Source organism: Streptosporangium oxazolinicum, assembly GCF_039537505.1.
GTDB lineage: Bacteria > Actinomycetota > Actinomycetes > Streptosporangiales > Streptosporangiaceae > Streptosporangium > Streptosporangium oxazolinicum.
Window position 1 is genome coordinate 100238 of record NZ_BAABAQ010000016.1, and the last position, 25431, is coordinate 125668.

Sequence of the window (25431 nt, forward strand, 5' to 3'; positions counted from 1 at the left end):
CATGGAACTCCTCTACTACACGCGGCTCGCGCGCAGGAACTGGCCGCTCGTCCTCCTGGCGATACTCCTGGGGGTGGGCGCGGCGACCGCCATCACGACCGTCACACCACCGAAGTACGTCGCGACGATCTCCATGCTGGTCTCGGGCCACGACAGGGAGGGGAGCCTGTCCACCGCCTACCAGGCGGGCATGCTGTCGGCGCAGCGGGTGCACTCGTACGCGACCCTGCTGTCCAGCCGGCGGGTGGTGAGCCAGATCACCGAAGAGGACGACGTGGAGCGCCTGCAGGCGAACATCACCGCGGAGGCCGTCCCCGGCACCGTGCTGCTGCGCGCCACGGTCGGCGACCCCGACCCCGCGCGGGCCGCCGCCCTGGCCAACGCGCTGGGCGAGCGGTTCGCCAAGCTCATCGACCAGATCGAGCGGCCCACTCCCTCCAGCCGCCCCATCGTGAAGGTCACGCTGGTGGACCGGGCGGAGACACCGGAGGCGCCGGTCAGTCCCAGGCCGGTGGTCAACCTGGTGATGGGCCTGCTGAGCGCCCTGATCCTGGTCATGGCCGCCGTCGTCGTCCGTGACCGCCTGGACACCACCATCAAGTCGACGGAGGCCCTGCAGCAGGCGTCGGGCAGCTCGACCCTGGGGATCATCGGCTACGAGCGGAACGCGCGGCGCCACCCCCTGATCGTGCGCAACCAGGGCCGGTCGTCCAGGTCCGAGGCGTTCCGCACGCTCCGCACCAACCTGCAGTTCATCGGCGTCGACCGGCAGCCGAAGTCGCTCGTGGTCACCAGCTGCCTGCCGGCCGAGGGGAAGTCCTCGGTCTCCGCCAACCTGGCGATAACCCTGGCCCAGGCCGGGTGGCGGGTCATCCTGGTCGACGGCGACCTGCGCCGCCCGACCATCCCCGCCTACCTCGGCATCGAGGGGACGACGGGCCTGACGGACGTGCTGATCGGCAGGGCCCAGCTGAAGGAGGTCATCCAGATCTGGGGCGAGCCGGGCATGTCGGTCCTGCCGAGCGGGCAGGTCCCGCCGAACCCGAGCGAGCTGCTCGGCTCCGGCGGGATGCGCGAGATGCTGGCCCAGCTGACCGAGATGTACGACATGGTGATCATCGACGCGCCGCCGCTGCTACCGGTGACCGACGCCGCGACACTCGGCGCGCTCTGCGACGGCGCCCTCCTCGTCACCCGTCACGGCAAGACCCGGCGGGAGCACATGGTCCGCGCCACCGAACTGCTCGCGTCGATCAACGTCCGCGTGGTGGGCACCGTCCTGAACTTCGTCCCGCTCAAGGACAACTCGTACTTCGGGTACGGCTACGGATACGGCTACGAGGCGAAGCCCGAGGCCAAGGTCAAGGCCAAGGTCAAGCATCCCGTGGGGGTGTGAGCAGCGACAGCGGGGCGGCGAGCGCTCTCGCGATGCTCCGTCCGGCCGCCCGGTAGGCCAGCCGGGACCTCCGGTAGGGGTCGGCGATGTCGGGATCGTCCACCCGCACCAGCCCGCGCAGCGCCCGCGCCTCGTCGATCAGGACGTGGGCCCTGCGCACGGGATCGCGGTGCCGGACGATCCTCTCGGGCGGCACGGCCCTCGCCAGGGTGCCGAACTCGGCGATGGTGAAGGTCCGCGTGGCCGCCGCGGGACGCAGGGCCACCACTTCCGCCCGGTGCCGGGCGGTGGCCGTCAGCACCAGGTCCGCCTCGGCCACCAGCCGGGGGACGAGGAGGCGGGAGCCGAAGCCCGCGGGGTCCCCGCCGAGCCGTACCAGCGTCCGCCGGGCATGCCCGGTCATCTCCAGGCCGGGCTGGGCGTGGGTGCCCGCGCTGGTCACCTGGACCGCCGGGCACGGCCCGAGCGCCGAGCGGGTGAGCCGCTCGGCGAGCGGGGAACGGCAGAGGTTGCCCGTGCACACGAACAGGATGCGGAAGCGGACCTCCTCCCTGGACGCCGCCGCCTCCCCCGTCTCCCTCCAGCAACGCGGGCCGCAGCCCTCGTGTCCAGGCGGGGCACAGCCCTCACGTCCGAACGAGGCGCAGCCCTCGTGTCCGGGCGAGGCACAGCGCTCCCCGTCCCCGGTGACCACGGCGTCTTCCGTCGCGGGGCTCCGCGCGATCCCGGCGCCCTCCGGTGAGGCCCTCATGACAGAAGGGTAGGTCGGCTCCGGTGCGCCACCGTCCGCGGCGCACCGCTCTTTGCCTCTTCATACCGGCGCGCCCGGCGGATCGTACGGAAAGCGCCCGTCCCCGTCAGGGGACGCAGCCGCGCGGGTCCTCGGTGACGCTGGTCCGCTGCGGCCGGGCGAGCGGCTGCACGGGGACCAGCGGGGATTCCCGCGAGGCGACCTCGGTGAGGTCGAACTCCAGGGACCTCGACTGCCCGGGGGCGAGTTCCAGCATCACCGAGTAGACGGGGTGGGACCGCTCGATCCCCCTGAGGACGGCCGTCCGCTCGCCGTCGAGCCGGGCCTCGGTCAACCGGCCGCCGAGTCCGCCGTACAGCGACACCCAGAGCAGGTTGGAGCCGGGCGCGTGCCGCCGCGCGGGGCGGTCGAGCCGGCCGGTGACGTAGGAGGGCAGGCTCCCCTCGGGGGTGTCGTTGCCGAGCCGGACCCGCACCGTCGAGGGGCGCTGGCCGTCCCGGCAGGGGCCGAGCTCGTAGTCGAGGGAGCGGTCCAGGTAGTAGTCGAGCTTGCCACCGGCGGAGTTGTTGACGACCAGTCCCGCGAACGGCCCCGGCCGGGACGGCAGCACGCCGCCGATGGGGGCGCGGGCCAGGATCCGCTGTTCGGCGCCGTGCCGGCTCCAGACCTGGATCCGCCGCTCGTCCACCATGCGGCCCATCACGGGCATCAGCGCGGCGGGGTCGGCCAGCGACCTGGGCAGCGCCTCGCCGACGGCACCGGCGATCTCGAGGAGAAAGCGCTTGCGCGCCATCGGGTCGGGGTAGCGGGCGTAGGCCGCCCGCTCGGTGAGGTCGACGACGTTCTCCCCGGTCACCTTCTCCCCGCCGGGCAGGGTGACCGGGCCGATCAGCCGGAGCAGGTGGGCGAGCCCGGCCGGGTCGACGGCCACGGCGCCGTCGAGCCGCGTGTCGGCCCGTCGCTCCCACAACCCGGTCCAGGTCGCGGCGGCGTACGGGAAGTGCGGGGAGAGGTTGGAGACGGACAGCGCCCTGGTCGCCCCGGAGCCGTAGCGCCGCAGGAAGTCGCGGCCGTGGTCGGCGACGGGGACGGGGCTGGTGAACAGGCCGGTGTCGGCGGACAGCCGTTCGACGGCGATCCGCCCTCGGTCGGCCTTCAGGATGCCGAAGGCTCCCACCAGGCCCCCGGTGCCCCGCGCCTCGGCGTTGGTCTGGAAGGCCAGGAAGTAGCGGCGGGGACCGTCGCCGCCGAGCATCGGGGGCAGGAGCGCGGCGGTGTCCGCCCCGGTGCGAAGCAGGCCGCCCAGCCGCGTGACCTGCTCCAGCGCGGTGCGCCTCGCGTCGTCGAGCGTGGCCAGACCGGTGTCGGCCGGGGTGTCCCGCAGGAGCGTGCCCGCCCGCGCGAAACGGGTGGCCGCGTCCTCCAGGACCGGTGCGGCGGCGTCGAGGGCGGCCAGCCGCTCTCGCGGGTCGGCCGGGGAGCGCGAGAGGGCCGTGGCCAGCGGGACGGCCACCCGCTGCGCGCCGGTGAGCGCGTCGGTCAGTTCACCGGCGGCCTGGGCGAGGCCGCGCACCGTCGTCGCGGCGGCTCCCGCGAACGGCGCGTGGGAGAGCAGCCACCAGTCCGGCCCCCCGGTGAGCCGTCGCGCCTCGGCCGCGTGCGACCGGGCGTCCGCGATCGTCTCCGCCACCGTGGCGAGCGCGGGGGCGGAGGCCCCAGCGCTCACCAGCGGGCCCAGCCTGGTCAGCGCGCCTCCGGCCGCCGTCAGGTGGTCGCGTACTCGCAGCCCCAGGTGAACCGCCCAGCCCCCGGCGACCATCAGGACGGCGAGGACGACGAAGAGCGGCAGGAGGGCCCGGCGGGCCCTCCCTCCCGAGGAACTACTTCGCACCGGTGGATCGGCGACGCCGCGCGAGCATCAGCAACGCGGTTCCCACGGCCAGCAGGCCGCCGCCCACCCCGATGACCGTCGCCGCGGGCACTCCCGTGAACGGGAGACTCTCACCGGCGCGGCACGAACGTCCCCCGCCGCAGTCGTAGCCCACGGACTCGTTCTCGCCGCCGCCGTTGTCGTCGCCGTCGTCGCCGTTGTCGCTGTTGTTGTCGTTGCCGCTGTTCTGACCGTTGCGGCCTGCGCCGTTGCGGCCTTCGAGGACGCCCACGACATCGCCCGCGATCTTCCCGGCGTCCAGCGCCGCCCGCTCCGCGCCGTCGGCCACCTTGGCACCGTCGGCGGCCACCTGCTCGGCCTTGGCGTCCACGCCCGCGGCGAGGCCGACGATGTCCCTCGCCTGGCCCGCGACGCGCCTGGCCTCGCCCGTGATCCGCTTGGCCTCGCCGACGGCGCGCCTGGCCCGGCTGACGAGGGCTCCGCCCACGGCGGCGTCGCCGGCCTGGGAAACGCCCTGCCCGGCCATCGCGCCGGGGGCGAGCCTCGCGGCGTTCAGGGGGACCGCCGGGGTGGGGGTCACGGGGACGAGCGCGCTGCTCGCGTTGGTGTCGACGTTCCTGAGCACGTTGCGGCTGTCGTTGCGGTTGTTGATCTCGATGCAGGACTCGCCCACGGCCTCCGCGCAGGAGTCGGCGATGTCATTGGCCTCCCTGCCAAGCGCGTCGGCCTCCCTGGCGAGTGCGTCGGCCTCGTCGGCGGCGTCCTCCGCGGAGCTCAGGAGAATGTAGAACGGCGGGTAGGGCGCTGAGTTCGGGGCGACCGTCAACGGCGGAGGACCGGTCCGTGCCGTCGCCGTGCCCATGAGGCCGAGCATCGGGCCGCCCCCGGTCATCACCGCGAGAAAGATATACGTCATATATTTTCTAGGCATTAAGGGCTCCCATAGCAATGGTTCAGGCCATAGAACAAGGCGCTCGGAACACAAACGACATGTCCCCAGAGCCTGTTGTATTCGCCCATGGAGCGATGGCCTCTCAGCCCTCCCGCCTTCTTACCAAACGATCACCAATCGTTCTTCGAACATTGAACCTGGCGAAGCGGACCCCGGCCCGCAGACAGGATCACGGGGCGGCCTCGATCCGGTAGACGGGCCCCGACAGGCTGAGCGCGTACAGCTCGCCGTCGTGACCCTGGCCGAAGGACGACAGCTGCTCCACCGTGCCGAGGTCGTCGCCGCCCCCCGACCCGCCGGGGGGCGCGGCCTTGACCCAGCCCGCGCAGAAGTCGCCGTAGACGAACCGTCCCTCCAGGCCAGGGATCTTCTCGCCCCGGTAGACGTATCCGGCGATGACCGAGCAGTTGCCGCCCTCGCCCAGCGGATACTCGATGACCGGGTCCACCGTGTCGCCGCCGTCGCCGTCGCCACCGCCCTCGAAGGGGTGGGTGCCCTCCTTCAGGTTCCAGCCGTAGTTGCGGCCCCCCTCGCCCTTCGGCTCGACATCGACCTCCTCCCAGGCGTTCTGGCCGACGTCGCCGATCCACATGTCACCGGTCTTCGCGTCGAAGGTGAACCGCCAGGGATTGCGCAGGCCGTACGACCAGATCTCCGGCTTGGCGCCCTGCCTGCCGACGAACGGGTTGTCGCGGGGGACCTTGTACGGGGTGCCGCGCGGGTCGATCCTGAGGATCTTGCCGAGCCAGGTGTCCAGGTTCTGGCCGTTGCCCTGCGGGTCTCCCCCGCTGCCGCCGTCGCCGAGGGCGATGTAGAGGTACCCGTCGGGCCCGAAGGCGAGCTGCCCGCCGTTGTGGTTGGCGTACGGCTGCCGCTGGGTCAGCACGTCCCTGCGGCCGGTCGCCTTCCCCCCGGCGAAGGCCCACTCGGTGATGTGGGTGTGCCCCTCGCGGTCGGTCCAGTTGAGGTAGAGGAACTTCCCGTCCGGATGGAAGGCCACCCCGAGCAGCCCCTGCTCGTTGCCCGTGCTGATCTCCCCGGAGAGGTCGACGACGGGCGCCTCGGCGACCTTCCCGTCCGTCACGGCGCGCAGCCGTCCCGTCTGCTCGGCGATGTAGAGCGTCGGGTCGTCCTCGCGCAGGGCCATCGCCACCGGCATGTCGAGCTGGGCGAACTCGGTGAACCGGACCTTCGGCGCGGTGTTCGCGCCCGCCTCCCCGGTGGGTCCGGCCGAGGAGGCCGTGGCGGCGGGCGGAGCGGATCCGGAACCGGCGGAGTCGGCGGATCCGGTGGTCTCGGCGGAGGAGCAGGCGACCAGCGCCGCGCTCAGCAGGGCCAGGCCCAATCCTGTCCGGCGTCCTGTCCTGCGGGAGATCGGCACGGTTCTCAGCCTCCTGTGTTCGTCACCTGCTTGGACCATCGTCTGTACACGCCCGCCGCCGCGAAGGTTCCGGCCGCGCCGGGCGATTCCCGTACGCCCCTGCCCTCCCCCGGCCGCGTACCCCTATTCTCGCCGGTTCGTCCGTGCCATCGCCCAACGCGTCAAGTGATCACGGTTCTTGCGGGTGCCGTCCACATCCACGACGACCAGCTCGTCCGGAAGGTCGAACAGGCGGACCCGGTGATCCCCATCGGCGCTTTTCGAGACCGGCACCTTGAGACGGCGAAAGCCCCCGGCTCCGGCCGGAGGCTTCACGTCGCGCGGTCACCTACGCCGGAAGGTCCCAGCTCGGCCCGTCCGGTTCGCCCAGCCAGACATACTGCCGGTCTCTGGTAACAGTGAGGCCGAACCCGGACTGGTGCGGGCTCCCGGCCCCCTGCCAGGTCAGGATGACCTTCTCGACCTCGTCCCACAACTTGATCGGCCCGTGCTGGTACACCGTCCATCCGCCATCGGGGTCCGGCCTGACGTCGGCCTGTGCCCCGGTGCTGACATCGCGCAGCGTGAAGATGTCCTCGGCCCAGCCGTGCTGGGCTTGGGGAACGGCGAGCTGGGCAACCCACAGGGCCGTTTCGTCCTTCAGGATCGACGGATCGACCCTGCCTTCGCTCACGGCCCCGCGTCCCATCACCAGGCACGACTGTGGAGGCGGCAGGTGAGGCCGGGCGGTCATGAAGTACACGTCGTCTTCGAGGAAACGACCGCTCGCGGAGCCGTCCTCGGCGACCTGGAGATGCGCGAACGCGACACCGTCCGTCCATCCCCGCATGGGGGCGGTGATGGTCCCTCCCGCGCGGACCTGCCACAGCCACATGAGCGGGATCGTACGCACCGCGCAGGTCGCGATGAGCCGGTCGTAGGGAGCGTTGGCGTCATACCCCTCCAGTCCGTCCCCCACCGCGAGATGGGGTGCGTACCCGGCCCTGGTAATGGCGGTCTCCGCGCGGGCGGCGATCACAGGGTCGTATTCGATGGAGGTCACGGCCTCGTCGCCGAGCCGATGACACATCAACGCGGTGGAGTAGCCGGTCCCGGTGCCGACCTCCAGAATCCTGTCACCTTCACCGATCCCGGCCGCTTCGAGCATCAGCACAACCAGCCCCGGGAAGGTGGACGACGACGTGGGTCGGGTGATCAGCACCGGTTCGGTCGCGTCCTCGGCGAGGACCCCGTTGATCTGGGTCACCCATGTCTCGTCGGTGTAGGCGAGGACGAGCCAGTCTTCGGCGCTCATCTCCGAGCGGTGCACCGGCACCCAGCCGGGACCGAACTCGTACCGGTAGACGCCCTCTCCGAGGAAGAGCTCGCGCGGCACCGTCTTCAGTGCCTGCCGCCAGCCGGGAGAACCGACCTGATCCGCCAGTGCGAGACGCAGCTTCGCGGCCACAACGCCGTCGCTCATGCCCACCGTCCTTTCAGGAGTACTTCGGCGAAGGCGCCCGCCATCGCGAGGGAGTCGGGCAGCCAGCCCGGCTAGGCCCGGACGGTGGAATCGAACTCCTCAGGCGTTGGCTCCTGAAGCGGGACTTCGGCCCACACAATGCAGCCGAGCGGATTTTGGATGAAGGTGACTCCCCAGAGCACGGAGTACTTCTCCACGATGAAGAGGCCCCTGCCGCCCTCTCTGACCGAATTCTCGATGTCGCTTTGCGGAGCGTCGAGCTTGGGATATGCGTGTTTCGCGCCCGAGTCCTGGACCTCGACGCGGACGGCTTCGCCGACGTCGTACAGGCGAAGCCCAATGCCCTTCGAGGTGTAGAGGCTGGCGTAACGGACGGAATTCGTTACCAGCTCGGAAACGACAAGCCGGACATTGAAGCTGGCGGGGTGATTTTTCCCCAGCCACTCATTCACGACCGTTCTCGCCGTACCGGGGGACTCGTGCTCACAGGGAAGCTCTATCTCGCCTATCAGAGACACCTGAAAAGGGGTCGCACGCATCAGACTTTGTCCCATCTGTCTTTTTTGCGGCCCATTAGCCGCTATGACCCCGGCTGGGACTCCAACGGTGCGCCGCTTGTGTTTTCTGCCCGTTCGGGGATTCCTAGGTTGCACGCTGGGCTTCGGACCTGACCACCTAAGGCCAACTACATCTGTGTGACACCTTGGTTGTGGTAGACCTGGTGGTCGCGACTACATGGGTAGCCTGGAATAGGAGTCCGAATGCCGCGCAAAAAACGGGATATGTCGAACACCCCCGAGGAGCGTCTCGGACAGGAGTTGCGGCGATTGCGCGAGTCACTGGGCTGGTCACAGGATGATCTGGCGGCGAAGATCCAGTTCTCCTCGGCCATGGTCGGCTTCTTGGAGCGGGCCGAAAGGGCACCAAAGGAAGACTTCTTTCTTCGATGCGAGGCCGCACTCGGTGCCGTCGGCAAGCTGATGCCGTTGCTCGCCCAGTGCGAGAAGACGTCACCTCGCTGGTTCCGGCCGTGGACGAAGATCGAAGCCGAGGCGCGAGTCCTGCGAATGTGGGAGCCGCTGGTCATGCCTGGGCTTCTTCAGACACCGGACTACGCCCGCGCGGTGCTGCGGTGCGAGCCGGGTGTGTCGGAGCGCGAGGTCGAGGAGCTGGTCACCGCCAGGATCCAGCGTCGGAAGATCTTCGATCGTGCCACACCGCCGATGGTCTCGGTCGTCATCGACGAGGGCGTCCTGTACCGGCCGGTGGGCGGGAGAGAAGTGATGTACCACCAGCTGGAGCACCTGCTTGAGCTGATGGCCCGGCCTTACCTCACGGTCCAGGTGGTCCCGGTTAGCATCGGGGCCACGACGGGCCTGTCCGGGGCCTTCGCCCTCGCTCAGATAGCCGGACAGCGAGATGCGGCCTACCTGGACAGTCCCATCAATGGCCAGGTAACCGATCGCGCCGACGAGGTGCATGCCGTTACGCTCAAGTACGACGCGGTTCGTGCCTGGGCACATCCACTCCACGTGTCTGAGCAAGTGATAAGAGAGATGAAGGTGAAGTATGAGCCTCAAGGATGAGCTGGCGACGGCGGCCTGGCGGACCGCCCAGAAGTCCAGCTCCAACGGTGGCAACTGTGTGGAAGTCGCCCCCCTGTCCGGAGGGCGTGTGGCCCTGCGAGACACCAAGGACCGGGGCACCGGCCCCGTACACGTCTTCACCCCCGGTGAGTGGGACGCGTTTCTCGATGGCGCCAAGAAGGGCGAGTTCGACTTCTAAGCCGGACAAGAAGAAACCCCCTGGCCTTCGCCGCCAGGGGGTTTCTTAGTTCTCGGGGCTCTCGTCGGCCTCGGATGGTTCGTAGTCGTTCGGGTAGTTGATCGAGTCGAATACCTTCACGCGGATGGGGGTGTTTCGGAATGATATGTCGTACGCAACAAGGTCCCCGTGACCACCGGGGACGCTTTCTGCCCTCATGAAGCCTTGGGCGTCAACCACGAGCCTGAACGGACAGTCCCTAATCAACGTCTCGTCTCGGTCGTAGATCTCGACCAGGTAGACGATGATGTCGATCGTCAGGACTTGGAGCGTGTGTTCACCGATGCGAACCGGCACCCACTTACCGTCCGGGGTGGGGTTTCTTTGTCGAGGGATGGTCATCGCCACACCATAGAACGACTCGGTTCGTTCATCTTCTCCCCTCCGACTACCCCTTGATTCAGGTGTAGTGGTGGCCCGGCGGACTCGGCTAGGCGGGATCGCCAGCTGCCTTTAGCGTCTTGGGCGAATCATCCAGAGCCCAAGAGGGGAAACGCGATGGGGAACCTGACGCTCCAGCCGTGGGGCCTGACCCGAGCGACCGAAGTCCATGACGATGATCCGCCGTTCTACGCGTCTGTTGAGGACGTCAGGCCGGACCCCGACGGCGGATGGAGGGTGCGTCAGCACAGGCCGGTCAAGTTGTGGGACGAGGTCAAGAAGGTCATCGCGCGACGGCTCTTGGGGCCGCGATGCGAGGATGGAGAGGTGATCAGTTTTACGTCGTATGACGGGACCGTGCTCGTCTGTCATGAGCGGGGAGAAGGACCGGCGCTGGTCTGCCTGCCGGGCGGGCCGGGGCGGTCCTCGCGATACCTGGGGGATCTCGGTGGTCTGGCGGCTCAGCGTCGGCTCCTCTTGCTGGACAATCGAGGAACCGGCGAATCCGCGGCGCCACGTGATCCGGACACGTACGCGATGGACCGCATGGTCGCGGATGTCGAGGCGCTGCGGGTGCGTCTGGGGTTGGAGCGGATGGACCTGCTCGGGCATTCGGCGGCCGGAGGGCTGGCGTTGCTGTACGCGGCCCGGTATCCCGAACGGATAGGGCACCTGGTGCTGGTCACACCGAGCGTGCACCCGGCGGGGATCGAGATAACCGATGAGCAGTGGTACGCCCAGATCGAGCGCCGAGCCGGTGAGAGCTGGTACGAGAGCAGACTGCCAGACCTCAAGGCGTGGGACGCGGGCGACGAGAGCCGGCGCCTGAGGGCGCAGCCGTTCTTCTACAGTCCCTGGAACGAGACCGCCGAGGCGCACGCCACCCGGTTCGCCGAACGCTCGGTCGAGGCGGCGAAGCGCTTCCACACCAACGTGCCCGCTGCCGAGAGGACCCGGGCGAGCCTGGCGAAGGTCACCACGCCGGTCCTGGTGATCGCGGGAGAGCAGGATCCAGGACCGTTGCCCGCGCACGCGGCCGAGCTGGCCGGGATCTTCCCGCGCGGGACCAGCATCGTGCTGCCCGGGGCTCACTACCCCTGGGTCACCGCTCCGAAAACCTTCGCCGAGGCAGTCGAGAGATTCCTCGACGGCTGACTGACCGGCAGCACATTTGAACGTGTCGTAACCGGTCTGCCCGGCCGCGCGTGCCCGGTCGCGTCGTCCCTAGACTGCAGGTATGCCAACCGCACTGATCACGGGGGCGACGGCCGGCATCGGCGCCGCCTTCGCCCGCCGCCTGGCCGCCGACGGGTTCTCGCTCGTCCTGGTCGCCCGCGACGAGAGGCGTCTCGTCTCCGTCGCCGAGGAGCTACGCCTGCGCTACGGGGTGAGCAGCGAGGTGCTCGCCGCCGACCTGGTGACCGACGAGGGGTTGGAAGCGGTGGAGCGGCGGCTCCACGAGGGGGTCGATCTGCTGGTCAACAACGCGGGTTTCGGCCACCGGGGCCACTTCCTCGACGTACCCGTGGAGGAGGAGCTGCGGATGCTCAAGCTGCACTGCGAGGCGGTGCTGCGGCTGACGCTGGCCGCGCTGCCCGGGATGAGGGAGCGCGACCGGGGCGCGGTGATCAATGTGGCGTCGGTGGCGGCGTTCTTCACCCGGGGCTCCTACAGCTCGTCCAAGGCGTGGGTGGTCAACTTCAGCGAGTCCACGGCCATGGAGATGGCAGGCAGCCGCGTACGGGTCATGGCCCTGTGTCCCGGGTTCGTGCACACCGAGTTCCACGAGCGCGCCTCGATGGACAAGTCGGGCATCCCCGAGTTCTTCTGGCTCTCGGCGGACAACGTCGTCCGCGAGGCCATGCGTGATCTGGCCCGTGGCGTGCGGGTGAGCGTCCCGGACCTGCGCTACAAGGTCATCGTCAGGGTCGGCAAACTGCTCCCCCTCGGCCTGATCGGCCAGTTCTCGCGCCGCCTCGCCCGCCACCGCTGAAGGAAGGCCGCCGACAAAAAGCCGGTAGAAGACCGACGACGGAAAGGGCCCGCGCCACGGGAGGGGGTCGTGGCGCGGGCCCTTCCGGCCTGCGATGGTGGTACGGCGACGAGCCTCGCGGCCCACGAGGTGGATCAGACGCGGGCGTTGGCCTCGTGACCGATCGCCAGACCCGAGACCGGGTCGAAGAAGTGCAGGTTGTGGGTGTCGACGATCAGCTCGATGTTCTGGCCGGGACGGACGTGGCTGCGGGAGTTGACCCGGGCGGTCCACAGCGACTTGTCGCCCACCAGCGGCAGGGTCGCGTCCTCCTCGCCGTCGTCGGCGGCGGCGGCCACGGTGTCCTGGTGCTGGACCGGCGGGGCGTCGATCAGGAACAGCACGTTGATCTCGGAGCCCAGCTCCTCGGTGACCTCGGCGCGGACCGGCAGGCGGACCCAGCCGGAGGAGGAGCCGTTGGCGGCGACCGAGTCGTCGAAGTCGGAGGGGCGGATGCCCAGGATGATCTTCTTGCCGAAGTACTGGTCGAGGCCCTGCTTCTCGGCGAAGGTCTCGGCGGGCACCGGCAGCTTGAAGCCCGCGAAGGCGACGGCCGCGCCGCCGTCACCGCGCACCAGCTCGGCGTTGACGAAGTTCATCGACGGGGAGCCCATGAAGCCCGCGACGAACAGGTTGACCGGCTTGTCGAAGAGGTTCTGCGGGGTGTCGACCTGCTGGAGCAGGCCGTCGCGCAGCACGCAGACGCGGTCGCCGAGGGTCATGGCCTCGACCTGGTCGTGGGTGACGTAGACGGTCGTCACGCCCAGGCGCTCGTGCAGGGTGTTGAGGGAGGCGCGCATGGAGACGCGGAGCTTGGCGTCCAGGTTGGACAGCGGCTCGTCCATGAGGAAGGCCTGCGGCTCGCGCACGATGGCGCGGCCCATGGCGACACGCTGGCGCTGGCCACCGGAGAGGGCGGCGGGCTTGCGCTTGAGGTACTGGTCGAGGCCGAGCATCTTGGCGGCCTCGCCGACGCGCTTGGCGATCTCCGCCTTGGGCATCTTGCGGAGCTTCAGACCGAAGGCGAGGTTCTCCTCGACGGTCATGTGCGGGTAGAGCGCGTAGTTCTGGAAGACCATGGCGATGTCACGGTCCTTCGGGGGCAGGTGGTTGACCACCCGGTCGCCGATGGCGATCTCGCCGCCGCTGATGTCCTCAAGCCCGGCGATCATCCGCAGGGCGGTGGACTTGCCACATCCGGACGGACCCACCAGCACCATGAACTCCCCGTCCTTGATCTCAAGGTCGAGGCCGTTCACGGCTTTGACGCCGCCCGCGTAGATCTTGTCGACTTTGCTGAGAACGATGGATGCCATGGAAGTCCTTGTCGCCTCGGGCCAACCCCGCGTTCACCCGATATTGGATACGTTTTCATGCATCTCATCGGAAACGGACATCCGTGTCAAGAGGTTGCCCGGTTCCGGCCTGTCAGCAGGACAGTCATTCTCGTTCCCCACTGGATTGAGCCCGGAAATCATGATGGAATCGTTTCCATGAACATGCGTCGCACGACGATCAAGGACGTCGCCGGGGCGGCCGGGGTGGGGGTCGCCACGGTGTCCCGGGTTCTGTCCGGCGGGTCGGCCAGCCCGGAGACCAGGGAGCGGGTGCTGGACGTCGCCGCCCAGCTCGACTACCGGCCCAGCGCGCTCGGGCGCAACCTGCGCCAGCGGCGCTCGGGCGGCATCGGGCTGCTGCTGCCCGACCTCACCGACACCTTCTACGGCCGGGTGGCCGACGGCGTGCTCGCCTGCGCGCGCTCGGCGGGCGAGCCGGTGATCGTGGGCGCGACCGGCGACGACCCGGAGTGCGAGGCCGAGCTGATCGGCATGCTGCTGGAGCAGGGCGTGGACCGGGTGATCGCGATCCCCTCCGGCGACGGCGACAGCTGGGCGCCGACCCTGCGGGCCGGGGTGACCACGGTGTTCGCGCACCGGCTCTCGGCCGGGCGCGACGACATCCCGGCGGTGGTGGCCGACGACCGCGCGGGGGTCAGGACGGCGGTCGACTACCTGACGGGGCTGGGACACCGGCGCATCGCCTACCTGGGCGGCCCGGGGCAGGAGCGTCGCCTGTCGGTCTTCAGGCAGGCGCTGGGCCCCCTCGTCGACGAGGAGCTGATCGTCGTCGCCCGGGGCAGCCGCGACTCCGCGTACGCCGCCGCGGCCGGGCTCTTCCAGCACCGGCCCGACCTGACCGCCGTGCTGGCCGGGGGCAACCCGCTGGGCGAGGCGGCCGTGCTGGCGGCGCGGGAGCTGGACCTGCGCATCCCCAGGGACCTGTCCCTGATCATGTTCGACGACGTGCCCTGGGCGGAGCTGTGCTCACCGCCGCTGACGGTGATCGCCCAGCCCGCCAGGGACATCGGCTACCGCGCCGCCGAGCTGGTGTTGCGCGGCGGCGCCAGGAGGCCGCGTGGCGTGCTGCTGCCCACCGAGCTGATCGTCAGGGGCAGCTGCGCGGCTAGAGGGACTTCTCGATCGCCGCGATGAGGGCGGGGTCGTCGGGCTGGACCTTCGGCCGGAACCTGGCCAGCACCTCCCCGTCCCGCGCGACGAGGAACTTCTCGAAGTTCCACTCGACGTCACCGGCCCTGCCCTCGGCGTCGGGGGTGCCGGTCAGCGCGTCGTAGAGGGGATGCCTGCCCTCGCCGTTCACCTCGGTCTTGGCCAGCAGAGGGAAGTCGACGCCGTAGGTGGTGGAGCAGAACTCCTGGATCTCCTCGGCGGTGCCCGGCTCCTGTCCGTAGAACTGGTTGCACGGCACGCCGACGACGGTGAAGCCCCGGTCGCCGTAGGTCCGCTGGAGGTCGACGAGACCCGCGTACTGGGGGGTGAGGCCGCACTTGGAGGCGACGTTCACGACGAGGACGGCCCTGTCCCCGGCCAGCTCGGCCAGGGTGGTGGGCGCGTCGGCGAGAGTGTGAATGGCGATATCACGGATTCCCATGATCCACACCCTAATCCCCTTGTCACATTTGAGAGTTATGTCGTCCATAAAGTGAAATGTGACTGACGCCACAGGTGAGACGCCGCCCGCCTCGCCAATGCTTTGATCATTCTCTTACCGATCATTGACAGGACTCCTGACAGGCGCTGTCGACTGGCCCGCCGCCGAATCGCCGGGCATCGTGTCGGCCGTCCCCCGTCCCCAACGCACAAGGGAGTCCCATGTCGACGCTCCGCCGTACCGGTGTGCTGGTGATCACCTCGGTGCTCACCCTCGGCACCACCACGGTCGCCCAGGCGTCCTCGGCACGAACGGGCAACCAGGCCGTCGCCAGGCCGCTGGTGTCCGCGCACGGCTGGAACAAGAGCCAGTTCAACTGCCTCAGCAGGCTCTGGACCAGGGAGAGCAACTGGAACCACCGCGCCTACAACCGCTCGTCGGGCGCGTACGGCATCCCGCAGGCGCTGCCCGGCGGCAAGATGGCCAGCGCCGGGCGCGACTGGCGCACCAACCCCAGGACGCAGATCCGGTGGGGGCTCGGATACATCAAGCAGCGCTACGGCTCGCCGTGCCGGGCGTGGGCGCACTTCACGACGCGAGGCTGGTACTGATCAGGGAGCGGTGATCTGAAACCCCATGGCAGGGTGATTTTCACATCGTCTCCCCGTATGGGTGATTCGCCGGTCGTAATCGGCCCTTCCCCGAACCACCCGTAAATCCCGAAGTTCGGGCAAACACCTTTCCTTCGCGTGTCCCATCCGCCGTTCGGCGCTCCTCTCGCGTACTAGAAAGCCGCCTAGAGAGATCGCCGCGGCGTCTCATGCCGGAAACAGGCCGGAGAGACCGCGCGGACGTCCCCGTCCGAGCCACGGGCGCCGGATCGTCAGGACGCGGGAGAGCACCACGTGCCTCCCGCACCTTCCGCACGCGGCCCGAGGACAAGGATCCATGTGAACAGCTACCGCGTTCTGCGCAACACCGTCGTGACCGTGCTGGCCGCCTCGACAATGGTCGGCCCGACAACGACGGGACAGGCTGAGAGCACCTCCGAGACGTCCAGGAAAGGGACGGCGAAGACGGTGCACCGCCTCACCTGGTCCACCCAGGTGAAGCCGAGGGTGAAAGCGGTCGCGAGGACCGCCAAGAGCAGGAACAAGACGATCGCCTATCGTCTCGTGTCCCGCCGAGCGTGGCCGCACAGCCAGTTCCGCTGCCTGGACAGTCTCTGGACCAGGGAGAGCAACTGGAACCACCGCGCGTACAACCGTTCGTCGGGTGCGTACGGCATCCCGCAGGCGCTGCCCGGCTCGAAGATGGGCGGCAGCGGCAGGGACTGGCGCTACAACCCGAGCACGCAGATCCACTGGGGTCTGAAGTACATCAAGAGCCGCTACGGGTCACCGTGCGGCGCGTGGGGTCACTTCCGGTCGAGCAACTGGTACTGACCCACCCGGAGAGTGTCCAGGGGAAGGGAGCACTCTCCTGACGCCCGGGGCCCAGGCCCCGGGCGTCACCCTCCCCGGCCACACGGCCGCGCACCCACCCCCGTCCACGGCCACCCGCTGGACGCCACCCTCCCGAGTCGCACGGCAGCGCACCGGCCCGGACCCGGCCGCACTCTCCACGTGGACATCTCCGGATTTTCCCCTCCGTGACACGACCCTTCTCACGACCTCGGGGCCTCAGGGTTTCAGGGCTTCACGGCAGGTCGAGGGCGCTCAGGCCCAGCAACAGGGCCTGCCGGTCACGGGTGCTCAGCGTCTCGTACGGCCGCGCGGCGCGGCGGTTCGTCTCCGCCTCGATCCGGTCGCGGACGGGCCCCGGGGGCAGGGCGAGGATCTGGTCCGCGGTGAGACCCTCCCGCTCCCAGGCGTCGGCGTGCGCGTCGGCGCGGTGGTAGCGCAGCGCGGCCAGCCGGTTGAACAGCAGTACGCCGGGCGGGGTCCCCACCGGCTCGTAGGGCGGCGCGGCCTGGGCGAAGGCCGCGCCGCCATCGGCCGCACCGGCCCTCAGGAGCCTCCCCGCGAGATCGGCCAGCTCGGGCAGCCGGTCGGACTGGGCGGCCCACAACTCGCCGGTCACCGCCGCGTGCGCCTCGTACAGGGAGGCGATGAAGGACAGCGCGGTCGCGGTCGCGTGCAGCGCGCCGTCGTCGACCAGGGTTCCCTGGCCGATCTGTACGTCGATCTCCGCCCGGTCGAAGGGGTTGTAACGATAGAGGGCGGCCAGCCCCCCGGTGGTGAGCGGCCTGACGGGGAGCACGAATCGGAGATCGACCAGCAGGTCCGTCTGGAGGCCGGACCGCTCGGTGAGCTCCCGGCTGAGGGGCCTGCTCGCGATGTGAACGCCGAGATTGACCGCGTCGATCAGCGAGGCGATCGACGCGGCGTAGCCGGGCAGATCGTCGAAGCGTGACATGCTGCGATATCTTGCCGCATTTTTTTACCTTCCGAACCTTTCCAGAACGAAGGCGAAGGCACCGGCCACGGCGGCGAGCGTACCGATCCAGGCGATGAGGGCGTCGGCCCGGTTGTCGAGGGGGTGGTCCCCGTGCAGGGCCTCCTGGGCGCGCCGGTAGCGGATGCCCGTGTGGGTGAGCAGCAGGACGGCGCAGAACACGGCCGGGACGAAGGGGAGGATGACCGGCACGGGTATGCCGGTGCGCAGGGCGACGCCCGCACCGGCCAGGCTGGTGACGGCGAGCATGGCGGCGGTGCGGACCCAGGCGAGGCGGGTCCGCTCGCTCTGCAGGCCCGCGTCCCAGGGCCCGTTCACCGGGGGCTCACCGGGCAGCTCATCGGGACAGCAGGATGAGGATCAGGGCGAGCACCGCGACCGCCGCCACGCCGTATCCGAACAGGGGCGCGAGGGCCGGGGGCGGGAGCGGGGCGGAGCTGCGCAGGGCACGCTGGACGCGGCGCCAGCGGGGGTAGGCCATCGCGGCGGCCAGGGCGGACAGCGACACCAGGACCACCGCGAGCAGGGTGCGCATCCACGGGACGAAGACGTCGGCGGAGACGGCGGCCATCGCCACGCCCCCCGCGCTCAGCGCGAGCGACGTACTCAGCCAGGTCAGATACGTGCGTTCGTTGGCGAGGGTGAACCGGGGATCCGGCTCGTGGTCCGGAGAGTTCATGAACTTTCCTGGGTCTTCATAGGAACGACGGTATTTCAACCACTTTTCCCCTAGAGAACCCGGGATTTCCGGAGACGCGCTCGGGCACCTCCCGCCCGCTCGGACGGAAGGTGCCCGCCACCGGGGCGAAGGCTCCGATGGCGGGCGAGCCGCGCCGCGTCGAGGCGGCGGAGACTATCCGCAGGCGTTGGTCAGCTGCTGGACCCACTGCACCGAGTCGGTGGCCACCTTCTGCGCGGCGTCGACGGCGCTGTTGGCGTCGTTGACGTTGAAGCCCTCCAGGGTGCCGGAGACGTTCTCGGCGGCCTCCTTCAGCGAGGTGTTGGCCGCGTCGTTGGCCAGATCACCCAGCTTGGCACCGCCCTCGTTCAGCGCCTGCTCCATCGCGGCGGGGTCGTTGAGCAGCCCGGAGACCTTGGCGGCGGTCTCGGTGACGATGCCCGCGGCCTGCACGCACTGCTGGGCCTTGTCGATGCCCTGGCTCACCTCCTGGATCTCGGAGCAGCCGGTGGTGACGAGGGCGGCGGCCAGCACAGAGGCGGCGAGGACGGGAATTCGTCGCGGAAGGGGTCGCATGTCCCGACCCTACCCAACGAGCCGGTTCGGCAGGCGCCGCCGTACCGGCTCGTTACCCACCCTTCCTTCCCCCTGCGGGGAGGGGGCGGAATCGGACACTCCCCTCTGGTCGTACGATCATCAGTAGTCACACGAGGGGGAGATCATGAAGAGCTGTGAGCATCTCGCCGAGGCCCAGGACGCGCCCGCGCGCACGCCCGAGGGGTGCGAGGAGTGCCTGGCGGCGGGGAGCCGCTGGGTCCACCTGCGCAGGTGCCTGGCCTGCGGGCACATCGGCTGCTGCGACTCGTCGCCCAACAAGCACGCCACCGCCCACTTCGTGGGAGACGGCCACCCGGTCGTCGCCTCGTTCGAACCCGGCGAGGACTGGCGCTGGTGCTACGTGGACAGCGTGATGGGCTAGAGCCTGTTTTGTCCTACCGCGGTCGTCCAGGCGGCGCCGTCGCCCATGACTCCGGTTATCTCGCGGGGCATCCACCTGGACGATCCCCGCCACGGCGAAGATCCACAAAACAGGCCCTAATCGCGCTCCAGGGTGGCCTCTTCGAAGTCGATCTCGTGGAGGACCCGGCGGAGCACCTCGTCGTCGATGCGCCGCTCGTCGCGGAGGCTCACGAAGACGTCGCGCTCGACCACGAGCATCTCCCGGCGGAACCGCCGGTAGACGCTGCTGGGCGTCTCCTCCCCCTCCGGCCCCGTGCCGCCGCCCAAGCGCTCCCAGGCGCTGAGGGTACGGCGCTCGGCGCGGGTCCTGAGCTGGTCCACGACCTCCCGGTGGAGCTCGTCGACACCGTCCGCCACCAGCTCGTCCAGCCGGGCCAGCGAGGCCGTGGCCGCCGCCTGCTGCGCGGCCGCCTCCGCCAGGTTGTCGGTGTAGGTCTCCCGCTCGTTGGAGACCTTCAGCCTGCGGATCAGCGCCGGGAACGTCAGGCCCTGGACGAGGAGGGTGCCGATCACCACCGAGAAGGTGAGGAAGAGGAGCAGGTCACGGCCGGGGAAGGTCTCCGGGATGGCGAAGGCCGCGGCCAGGGAGACCACGCCGCGCATGCCCGCCCAGCTCACGATGGTCACGTTCTGCCAGGTCGGCGCGTGGGTCTCGGTCCTGCGGATCTTCTTGGACAGGATGCGGGGCAGGTAGATGCTCGGCACGACCCAGACCACCCGGGCGATCACCGCGGCGGCGAAGACGGCCAGCGCCATCCCGGCGAGCTTCCACCCGTCGCCCCACTCCAGGCCCCTCATGATCGGCCACATCTGCAGGCCGATCAACGCGAAGACGATCGTCTCCAGGAAGAAGTCGAGGACCCGCCAGACCGCGTCGGACAGCAGCCGGGTGCCGAAACCCGCCCTGGGCATGCGGTGGCCGATGTAGAGGCCGACGATCACCACGACGATCACACCGGAGACGTGCAGGCTCTCGGCCGCCAGGTAGACGGCGAACGGGGTGAGCAGCATGACGGTGTTCTCGACGAGCGCGTCGCGCAGCCGGACCAGCACCCAGGCCAGCACCCAGGCGAGCGCGAGGCCCATCACCACACCGCCCGCCGCGGAACGGGCGAAGTCGAGGGCGGCGTCCTGCCAGGTGAGGCCCTGCCCGACCGCGGCCGCGATCGCCACCCGGTAGGCGGTGAGCGCGGTGGCGTCGTTGAACAGGCTCTCCCCCACCAGGATGGTGACCACCTTGCGGGGCAGCCCGAGCCTGCGGGCCACCGCGACGGCGGCGACCGCGTCGGGCGGGGCCACGATCGCGCCCAGCGCGAACGCGGCGGCGAGCGGCAGCTGGGGCAGGAGCAGGTGGGTGACCCACCCGATGACCAGCGTGGTGAACAACACCAGGCCAACCGAGAGCAGCGCGACCGGCCTGCGGAAGTCCTTGAGCCTCAGGTAGGAGCTGTCGATCGCCGCCGAGTAGAGCAGCGGGGGCAGGAAGACCAGCAGGACCAGCTGGGGGTCGAGCTCGTAGCCGGGGACGAACGGCGACAGCACCACCCCGGCGAGCACCAGCAGCAGCGGCGACGGCCAGCCCTTTCGCCGGGCCACCGCGGCCACCGCGATCCCGACGACCGACACGGCCAGCATCTGCAGCACCGTCGACTCGTCCACGCCACCCCGCCCGATAGGGATCGATCAGATTACGTGCCCCGGCGCGCCTCGCGAACCGCCCGGGACGGCAGGAACCGTCACACGGCGCCGGAGCACACCGGCGGACGCCACACGTTATCCCCTCGGGCACGAACCTCGCGAACGGGACGCGACGGTGCCGCGTCCCGGAGGTCCCGGAGGTCCCGGAGGGGAGGTCACCGGGTCACCAGTCGCGCTGCTCGTCCCGGTCGTCGCGGCGGCGGCCCTCGCGGCGCCTGTCGTCGTACTGGCGCTCGTCGCGGCGGTGGTCGTCGTACCGCTCGTCGTAGCGCTGCTGCTCGTCGTAGCGCTGCTCGGGACGGAGCCTCTCGCCGGTGGTGTAGGGCGGCTCCTGGACGTAGGGGCGGGGCAGCCTCTGGTCGGGCGCGGCCTGACCGCGCAGGCCCAGCGGGTCGGACGGGTCGACGTCCTGCTGGGGGTACGCGGACGGCGGGCCGTACAGGTCGCGCAGGTCGGCGGGGTGACCGGCCTGGTGCGGCTGCTGGGCGCCGAACGCGTAGGGGTCGGGCTGCGCGGGAGCCGGGTAGCCGCCGTACTGGTCGGCCTGCGGGCCTCCGTAGGCGGCCTGCTGCTGGGCGGCGAACCCGAAGGGGTCGGTCGAGTTCTGCTGGCCCTGCCCGTAGGGCTCGGGCTCCGGCCGCCGGCCCGGGTCGGTGAGTCCCTGGGCGGGATCGACGAACCGCCCGGCGAACTGGTCGGGGCGCGGCGTGAACGAGGTGGCGGGCTTCCGGCGGCCCTCCGGGGGCGCGAACGGGTCGACGGGCCGGGGCTGGGGCGGCACGCCGTACTGGTCGGGCCGCTGGCCGCCGAACCGGTCGGCGGGCCCGGCGTAGGGGTCGGGCTGCGGCTGGGCCGGGGCGGCGTACGGGTCGGGCTGCTGGGCGCCGTACGGGGCGGGCTGCGCGGGCGGGTAGCGGTCGCCGGGCAGCTGGTAGGCGGCCTCGCCGGTGGCGGGACCCGCGCCGAGCGGCTCGGCGGGCTGCGGCTGCCCGTAGGGCAGGGAGTCGTTCACGATCATGTTCTCGCGCGGCACGGCGTCCGAGGAGCCGTACCCGGGGGGCATCCGGTCCTGCGGCCGCTCGGGCCGGTCGGAGCGGTCGGAGCGCTCGGGCCGGTCCGTGGGCGGTGGCACCGCGCCTCGCGCGACGAGCACGTCGTTCGGGCCGAGGGCGGCGACCTGGCGGGGCTCGTCCAGCGGCGAGGGGGCGTGGCCGGCCGGGTCGGGATACTGCTGCGGCTGGGCGTAGTCCTCGGGGCGGGGCCGGGCGTACTGGCCGGTGCCGGGATACTCGCCGGTGCCGGAATACTCGCCGTAGGCCTGCGGCTCGTCCTGGGGGGGCTGCGCGGCCTGAACGGGCTCGCCCACCTCGTCGGGGTACTGCCCACCGGCCTCGACGAAGCCCTCGTCAAGGGTGTCGACCAGGCGTCCCACATCGTTCATGGGCATGCGGAAACTCGCGGTGCACATCTCGCCGCGCCACAGGCTCAGCACCAGCGTGCCTTCGTGCCAGGTGACCCGGAGCACCCGCTCCTGGCCACGCTCGTCAAAGAACACCTCGCCGAACGACGGCAACGGGACAACTTCCGACATGGAGGACATAGTGCGATAACCAGCCTTTATTCGTCCACTCGACCTCGGGAAACCCTACCGAAACGGTCTTTCCATCCCTATCTTCCGCCTCAGCGGCACCAGAACGGTAGACCCTCCCTTGACCTTACGAGGATTGATGAGCCGGGTGATCCAGCCAGTTTGCCATGTGACGTGAACCTCGGGTTCCGGAATACGGGTATGCGTCCACGCGGCGACTCACCGGAGCAGCCGCGATTGTCGGGACGAGCGGGTACGGTTGGCTGTCGTGCCGACCGACTCCATCGCCCCATCCGAAGACGTCTCCTCAAAGGTGGATATTCCCCCGGTTGAGGATTTGCTGAGCACCGCCGTCGAGGCGGTGGGCGGGGTCGAGCGCCCCGGGCAGATCACCATGGTGAGGGCGGTGCAACACGCGATCGAGTCGGGTGACCACCTGGCCGTCCAGGCGGGCACCGGCACCGGCAAGTCACTCGCCTACCTGATCCCCTCGATCAGGCACGCGATGACCTCCAAGGGCGCCGTGGTCGTCTCCACCGCCACCATCGCGCTCCAGCGCCAGCTCGTCGACCGCGACCTGCCGCGCCTCGCCACGGCCCTCGCCCCGAAGCTGCCGCACGAGCCGTCGTTCGCGATCCTCAAGGGCCGCCGCAACTACCTGTGCCGCTACAAGGCGAGCGCGGGCTGGCCCGACGAGGAGCAGGAGCAGCTCTTCGACCCCCGTGAGGTCAACGCGACGGGCCGGATGGTCCAGCGCATCCAGGAGTGGGCGAACGAGACCGAGACCGGCGACCGCGACGAGCTCGTCCCCGGCGTCAACGAGCAGGCCTGGCGCCAGTTCTCGGTCAGCGCCAGGGAGTGCCTGGGGGCCGCGCGCTGCCCGAGCGGCATGGAGTGCTTCGCCGAGCTGGCCCGCGCCCGCGCCGGTGAGTCCGACGTGGTCGTGACCAACCACGCGCTGCTCGCGATCGACGCGATGGAGGACTTCCCGCTCCTGCCCGAGCACGAGGTGGTCGTGGTCGACGAGGCCCACGAGCTCGTCGACCGCGTCACCTCGGTGGTGAGCGGCGAGCTGTCGGAGACGATGGTCACGGTGGCCGCGCGGCGGGTCGGCAAGCTCATCGAGCAGCACCTCGCCGACCGGCTGATGGAGGCGGGCGAGGACCTCAAGGCCCTGCTCGCCGCCGCCCCCGCCGGGCGCCTCGACGAGCTCCCCCAGGTGCTCGGGATGACGCTCGCCCTGGTCCGCGACGCGGCGTGGGCGTGCATCACCGCCCTCGGCCCGCGCAACGGCGACAAGGACGACCCGGAGGGCGCGGGGCTGCGCAGGGCGGCCTTCACCTCGCTGGACGAGGTCCACGACACCGCGCAGCGCATGCTCGACGCCTTCGGCCACGCCGAGGAGGTCGACCGGGCCGAGGTGGTCTGGCTGGAGGAGGGCACCGACCGGCGCCCGCCCCTGCTGCGGGTGGCGCCGCTGACGGTGGCGGGCATGCTCCGCGACAAGCTCTTCGGCGACCGTACGGTCATCCTGACCTCGGCCACGCTCGCCCTGGGCGGCGCCTTCGACGGCCTGGCCCGCCAGTGGGGCCTGGGCGGCGGGAAGGGCGCCGCGGAGGACGAGACGGCGGGAGAGGAAGAGGGGAAGAAAAAGCAGGGGAAGGGCGGGCAGGGCCGGGCCGGTTGGGCCGGGATCGACGTCGGCTCCCCCTTCGACCACCCGCGCAGCGGCATCCTCTACGTCGCCAAGCACCTGCCCCAGCCGGGCCGCGACGGCCTGCCCGAGGCGTACCTGGAGGAGATCACCGAGCTGATCGAGGCCGCGGGGGGCCGCACTCTCGGGCTGTTCTCCTCGATGCGTGCCGCGAAGGCGGCCACCGAGGCCCTGCGCGACCGGCTGAGCGTGCCGCTGCTCTGCCAGGGTGACGACTCCACGATGCTGCTGGTCAAGCAGTTCGCGGAGGACGAGCCGACCTGCCTGTTCGGCACGCTGTCGCTCTGGCAGGGTGTCGACGTCCCCGGCCCCTCGCTGCGCCTGGTCATCATCGACCGCATCCCGTTCCCCCGCCCGGACGACCCGCTCAGCTCCGCCCGTCAGCGCCATGTCGCCGCCAAGGGCGGCAACGGGTTCATGTCGGTCGCCGCCACCCACGCCGCGCTGCTGCTCGCCCAGGGCGCGGGCCGCCTGCTGCGCAGCCAGCACGACAAGGGCGTGGTCGCGGTGCTCGATCCCCGGCTGGCGACGGCCCGCTACGCCGGGTTCCTGCGCGACTCCCTGCCGCCCTTCTGGCCCACCAACGACCCGGCGAAGGTACGCAGCGCCCTCAAGCGCCTCAGCGCCTCCTGAGACCGAGGCCACCGGCTGTTCTCCGGCCGTCGGCCGCGCGCGGGCACCCCGTCGGCGAGGTGTCCCGCGCGGGCCCGGGATCAGGAGACGGGCGGGATCAGGAGGTGGTCTCGGCGATGGCCCGCAGGGCGAGCACATACGACCTCAGGCCGAAGCCCGCGATGGTGCCGGTCGCCACGGCGGCGACCACCGAGGTGTGCCGGAACTCCTCGCGGGCGGCCGGGTTGCTGATGTGCACCTCGACCAGGGGCGCGGTGCGCTGGGCGATGGCGTCGCGCAGCGCGTAGGAGTAGTGGGTGAACGCCGCCGGGTTCAGCACCACGGGGATCCGGCCGTCGGCCGCCTCGTGCAGCCAGCCCAGCATCTCGGCCTCGTCGTCGGTCTGCCGGACGTCGACCGACAGGCCGAGCTCCCTGCCGGTCTCCCGGCAGAGCGCGGCCAGGTCGGCGAAGGTCTCGGCGCCGTAGACATCCGGCTCGCGGGTGCCGAGCCGCCCCAGGTTGGGGCCGTTGAGCACGTAGACGGGTCTCATCGGGTCACTCACCGCTCCTTGGTGGCCGCGCGCCTGCCACGCGGCCGACGTCACTCCCCCGGCGCGCCACCCGGCACCGCCCCGCCGGACC

26 protein-coding genes are annotated in these 25431 nt (G+C 70.4%); 10 read left to right on the top strand and 16 right to left on the bottom strand.

The genetic code is table 11. The annotated features are described in order from the left end of the window. Position 1: 1 nt before the first annotated feature. Positions 2-1396 (top strand): tyrosine-protein kinase domain-containing protein, encoded by a 1395-nt coding sequence (locus ABD817_RS33980; protein WP_344922425.1) that lies wholly within the window; start codon positions 2-4, stop codon positions 1394-1396. Here the strand turns inward: ABD817_RS33980 and ABD817_RS33985 are convergent. The 6 genes from ABD817_RS33985 to ABD817_RS34010 all read right to left on the bottom strand — a co-directional run bounded on the left by ABD817_RS33985 (position 1374) and on the right by ABD817_RS34010 (position 8351). Then, the gene (locus ABD817_RS33985) at positions 1374-2147 is read right to left on the bottom strand and encodes an arsenate reductase/protein-tyrosine-phosphatase family protein (protein WP_344922426.1); all 774 of its coding nucleotides are present in this window, start codon (positions 2145-2147) and stop codon (positions 1374-1376) included. The two genes, ABD817_RS33980 and ABD817_RS33985, sit on opposite strands and share 23 nt — an antisense overlap. Before the next feature lie 106 nt (positions 2148-2253). Beyond that, positions 2254-4038 (bottom strand): DUF4012 domain-containing protein, encoded by a 1785-nt coding sequence (locus ABD817_RS33990; RefSeq protein WP_344922427.1) that lies wholly within the window; start codon positions 4036-4038, stop codon positions 2254-2256. Further along, positions 4028-4954, bottom strand: a complete 927-nt coding sequence (locus tag ABD817_RS33995) for a hypothetical protein (protein WP_344922428.1) — start codon at positions 4952-4954, stop codon at positions 4028-4030. Before ABD817_RS33995 ends, ABD817_RS33990 begins: the two co-directional genes overlap by 11 nt. A gap of 205 nt (positions 4955-5159) precedes the next feature. Then, positions 5160-6371, bottom strand: a complete 1212-nt coding sequence (locus ABD817_RS34000) for a PQQ-dependent sugar dehydrogenase (RefSeq protein ID WP_344922429.1) — start codon at positions 6369-6371, stop codon at positions 5160-5162. A 328-nt stretch (positions 6372-6699) separates the two neighbouring features. Further along, on the bottom strand, positions 6700-7833 hold the full coding sequence (gene tgmC, locus ABD817_RS34005) for an ATP-grasp peptide maturase system methyltransferase (RefSeq protein WP_344922430.1): 1134 nt from the start codon (positions 7831-7833) through the stop codon (positions 6700-6702). A gap of 71 nt (positions 7834-7904) precedes the next feature. Then, entirely contained in the window at positions 7905-8351 is a 447-nt protein-coding gene (locus tag ABD817_RS34010) for an ATP-binding protein (RefSeq protein ID WP_344922431.1), read from the bottom strand. Positions 8352-8594: 243 nt separating this feature from the next. Here ABD817_RS34010 and ABD817_RS34015 point away from each other — a divergent pair, with 243 nt between their 5' ends. Next, a complete protein-coding gene (locus tag ABD817_RS34015) occupies positions 8595-9419 on the top strand; it encodes a helix-turn-helix domain-containing protein (protein ID WP_344922432.1) in 825 nt (274 codons plus the stop codon). After that, the gene (locus ABD817_RS34020; protein WP_344922433.1) at positions 9403-9618 is read left to right on the top strand and encodes a DUF397 domain-containing protein; all 216 of its coding nucleotides are present in this window, start codon (positions 9403-9405) and stop codon (positions 9616-9618) included. The genes ABD817_RS34015 and ABD817_RS34020 overlap by 17 nt, the downstream gene beginning before the upstream one ends. Positions 9619-9663: 45 nt before the next feature. Here ABD817_RS34020 and ABD817_RS34025 read toward each other — a convergent pair whose 3' ends face one another. Beyond that, positions 9664-9999, bottom strand: coding sequence for a hypothetical protein (locus ABD817_RS34025; RefSeq protein ID WP_344922434.1), 336 nt, complete (start codon positions 9997-9999; stop codon positions 9664-9666). 156 nt (positions 10000-10155) lie between these two features. On the opposite strand from ABD817_RS34025, the gene ABD817_RS34030 reads away from it, so the two are divergent. Together ABD817_RS34030 and ABD817_RS34035 are read left to right on the top strand one after the other, a co-directional pair. Further along, positions 10156-11193 (top strand): alpha/beta fold hydrolase, encoded by a 1038-nt coding sequence (locus ABD817_RS34030; RefSeq protein WP_344922436.1) that lies wholly within the window; start codon positions 10156-10158, stop codon positions 11191-11193. An 82-nt stretch (positions 11194-11275) separates the two neighbouring features. Beyond that, on the top strand, positions 11276-12031 hold the full coding sequence (locus tag ABD817_RS34035; protein WP_344922437.1) for an SDR family NAD(P)-dependent oxidoreductase: 756 nt from the start codon (positions 11276-11278) through the stop codon (positions 12029-12031). 134 nt (positions 12032-12165) lie between these two features. Here the strand turns inward: ABD817_RS34035 and ABD817_RS34040 are convergent, their stop codons facing one another. Beyond that, positions 12166-13386, bottom strand: a complete 1221-nt coding sequence (locus ABD817_RS34040) for an ABC transporter ATP-binding protein (RefSeq protein WP_344922438.1) — start codon at positions 13384-13386, stop codon at positions 12166-12168. Positions 13387-13563: 177 nt separating this feature from the next. Here ABD817_RS34040 and ABD817_RS34045 point away from each other — a divergent pair, with 177 nt between their 5' ends. Continuing rightward, complete coding sequence (locus tag ABD817_RS34045; protein WP_344922440.1) at positions 13564-14562, top strand: LacI family DNA-binding transcriptional regulator; 999 nt, start codon at positions 13564-13566, stop codon at positions 14560-14562. Here ABD817_RS34045 and ABD817_RS34050 read toward each other — a convergent pair. Further along, entirely contained in the window at positions 14534-15019 is a 486-nt protein-coding gene (locus tag ABD817_RS34050; RefSeq protein WP_344922441.1) for a glutathione peroxidase, read from the bottom strand. The genes ABD817_RS34045 and ABD817_RS34050 overlap by 29 nt on opposite strands. 221 nt (positions 15020-15240) lie before the next feature. On the opposite strand from ABD817_RS34050, the gene ABD817_RS34055 reads away from it, so the two are divergent. Both ABD817_RS34055 and ABD817_RS34060 read left to right on the top strand, forming a co-directional pair. Further along, positions 15241-15630 carry an aggregation-promoting factor C-terminal-like domain-containing protein gene (locus ABD817_RS34055; RefSeq protein ID WP_344922442.1) on the top strand — a complete coding sequence of 130 codons (390 nt, stop codon included), beginning with the start codon at positions 15241-15243 and terminating at the stop codon, positions 15628-15630. Positions 15631-15969: 339 nt separating this feature from the next. Continuing rightward, positions 15970-16464 (top strand): aggregation-promoting factor C-terminal-like domain-containing protein, encoded by a 495-nt coding sequence (locus ABD817_RS34060; RefSeq protein ID WP_344922443.1) that lies wholly within the window; start codon positions 15970-15972, stop codon positions 16462-16464. Positions 16465-16717: 253 nt separating this feature from the next. Here ABD817_RS34060 and ABD817_RS34065 read toward each other — a convergent pair whose 3' ends face one another. The 4 genes from ABD817_RS34065 to ABD817_RS34080 all read right to left on the bottom strand — a co-directional run bounded on the left by ABD817_RS34065 (position 16718) and on the right by ABD817_RS34080 (position 18731). Then, positions 16718-17437, bottom strand: coding sequence for a hypothetical protein (locus tag ABD817_RS34065; RefSeq protein ID WP_344922444.1), 720 nt, complete (start codon positions 17435-17437; stop codon positions 16718-16720). Positions 17438-17461: 24 nt separating this feature from the next. Further along, on the bottom strand, positions 17462-17794 hold the full coding sequence (locus ABD817_RS34070) for a DUF202 domain-containing protein (protein ID WP_344922445.1): 333 nt from the start codon (positions 17792-17794) through the stop codon (positions 17462-17464). Between the two features lie 19 nt (positions 17795-17813). Next, positions 17814-18155, bottom strand: a complete 342-nt coding sequence (locus tag ABD817_RS34075; protein WP_329083778.1) for a YidH family protein — start codon at positions 18153-18155, stop codon at positions 17814-17816. Between the two features lie 174 nt (positions 18156-18329). Next, positions 18330-18731, bottom strand: coding sequence for a hypothetical protein (locus ABD817_RS34080; RefSeq protein WP_344922446.1), 402 nt, complete (start codon positions 18729-18731; stop codon positions 18330-18332). A gap of 145 nt (positions 18732-18876) precedes the next feature. Between ABD817_RS34080 and ABD817_RS34085 the strand changes: the two genes are divergently transcribed. Continuing rightward, the gene (locus ABD817_RS34085; RefSeq protein ID WP_344922447.1) at positions 18877-19134 is read left to right on the top strand and encodes a ubiquitin carboxyl-terminal hydrolase 14; all 258 of its coding nucleotides are present in this window, start codon (positions 18877-18879) and stop codon (positions 19132-19134) included. A gap of 116 nt (positions 19135-19250) precedes the next feature. Here the strand turns inward: ABD817_RS34085 and ABD817_RS34090 are convergent, their stop codons facing one another. Both ABD817_RS34090 and ABD817_RS34095 read right to left on the bottom strand, forming a co-directional pair. Continuing rightward, positions 19251-20834 carry a Na+/H+ antiporter gene (locus ABD817_RS34090; protein WP_344922449.1) on the bottom strand — a complete coding sequence of 528 codons (1584 nt, stop codon included), beginning with the start codon at positions 20832-20834 and terminating at the stop codon, positions 19251-19253. A gap of 202 nt (positions 20835-21036) precedes the next feature. After that, the gene (locus ABD817_RS34095; protein WP_344922450.1) at positions 21037-22464 is read right to left on the bottom strand and encodes a hypothetical protein; all 1428 of its coding nucleotides are present in this window, start codon (positions 22462-22464) and stop codon (positions 21037-21039) included. A gap of 265 nt (positions 22465-22729) precedes the next feature. Here ABD817_RS34095 and ABD817_RS34100 point away from each other — a divergent pair, with 265 nt between their 5' ends. Beyond that, the gene (locus ABD817_RS34100) at positions 22730-24808 is read left to right on the top strand and encodes an ATP-dependent DNA helicase (RefSeq protein WP_344922451.1); all 2079 of its coding nucleotides are present in this window, start codon (positions 22730-22732) and stop codon (positions 24806-24808) included. A 97-nt stretch (positions 24809-24905) separates the two neighbouring features. Here ABD817_RS34100 and aroQ read toward each other — a convergent pair whose 3' ends face one another. Beyond that, on the bottom strand, positions 24906-25340 hold the full coding sequence (gene aroQ, locus ABD817_RS34105) for a type II 3-dehydroquinate dehydratase (protein ID WP_344922452.1): 435 nt from the start codon (positions 25338-25340) through the stop codon (positions 24906-24908). Positions 25341-25431 lie beyond the last annotated feature (91 nt).

Coding starts and splice junctions, on each gene's coding strand:
- ABD817_RS33980 (WP_344922425.1), top strand. CDS start 2: ATGGAACTCCTCTACTACACGCGGCTCGCGCGCAGGAACTGGCCGCTC.
- ABD817_RS33985 (WP_344922426.1), bottom strand. CDS start 2,147: ATGAGGGCCTCACCGGAGGGCGCCGGGATCGCGCGGAGCCCCGCGACG.
- ABD817_RS33995 (WP_344922428.1), bottom strand. CDS start 4,954: ATGACGTATATCTTTCTCGCGGTGATGACCGGGGGCGGCCCGATGCTC.
- tgmC (WP_344922430.1), bottom strand. CDS start 7,833: ATGAGCGACGGCGTTGTGGCCGCGAAGCTGCGTCTCGCACTGGCGGAT.
- ABD817_RS34015 (WP_344922432.1), top strand. CDS start 8,595: ATGCCGCGCAAAAAACGGGATATGTCGAACACCCCCGAGGAGCGTCTC.
- ABD817_RS34020 (WP_344922433.1), top strand. CDS start 9,403: ATGAGCCTCAAGGATGAGCTGGCGACGGCGGCCTGGCGGACCGCCCAG.
- ABD817_RS34025 (WP_344922434.1), bottom strand. CDS start 9,999: ATGACCATCCCTCGACAAAGAAACCCCACCCCGGACGGTAAGTGGGTG.
- ABD817_RS34030 (WP_344922436.1), top strand. CDS start 10,156: ATGGGGAACCTGACGCTCCAGCCGTGGGGCCTGACCCGAGCGACCGAA.
- ABD817_RS34035 (WP_344922437.1), top strand. CDS start 11,276: ATGCCAACCGCACTGATCACGGGGGCGACGGCCGGCATCGGCGCCGCC.
- ABD817_RS34040 (WP_344922438.1), bottom strand. CDS start 13,386: ATGGCATCCATCGTTCTCAGCAAAGTCGACAAGATCTACGCGGGCGGC.
- ABD817_RS34045 (WP_344922440.1), top strand. CDS start 13,564: ATGAACATGCGTCGCACGACGATCAAGGACGTCGCCGGGGCGGCCGGG.
- ABD817_RS34050 (WP_344922441.1), bottom strand. CDS start 15,019: ATGGGAATCCGTGATATCGCCATTCACACTCTCGCCGACGCGCCCACC.
- ABD817_RS34055 (WP_344922442.1), top strand. CDS start 15,241: ATGTCGACGCTCCGCCGTACCGGTGTGCTGGTGATCACCTCGGTGCTC.
- ABD817_RS34065 (WP_344922444.1), bottom strand. CDS start 17,437: ATGTCACGCTTCGACGATCTGCCCGGCTACGCCGCGTCGATCGCCTCG.
- ABD817_RS34075 (WP_329083778.1), bottom strand. CDS start 18,155: ATGAACTCTCCGGACCACGAGCCGGATCCCCGGTTCACCCTCGCCAAC.
- ABD817_RS34080 (WP_344922446.1), bottom strand. CDS start 18,731: ATGCGACCCCTTCCGCGACGAATTCCCGTCCTCGCCGCCTCTGTGCTG.
- ABD817_RS34085 (WP_344922447.1), top strand. CDS start 18,877: ATGAAGAGCTGTGAGCATCTCGCCGAGGCCCAGGACGCGCCCGCGCGC.
- ABD817_RS34095 (WP_344922450.1), bottom strand. CDS start 22,464: ATGTCGGAAGTTGTCCCGTTGCCGTCGTTCGGCGAGGTGTTCTTTGAC.
- aroQ (WP_344922452.1), bottom strand. CDS start 25,340: ATGAGACCCGTCTACGTGCTCAACGGCCCCAACCTGGGGCGGCTCGGC.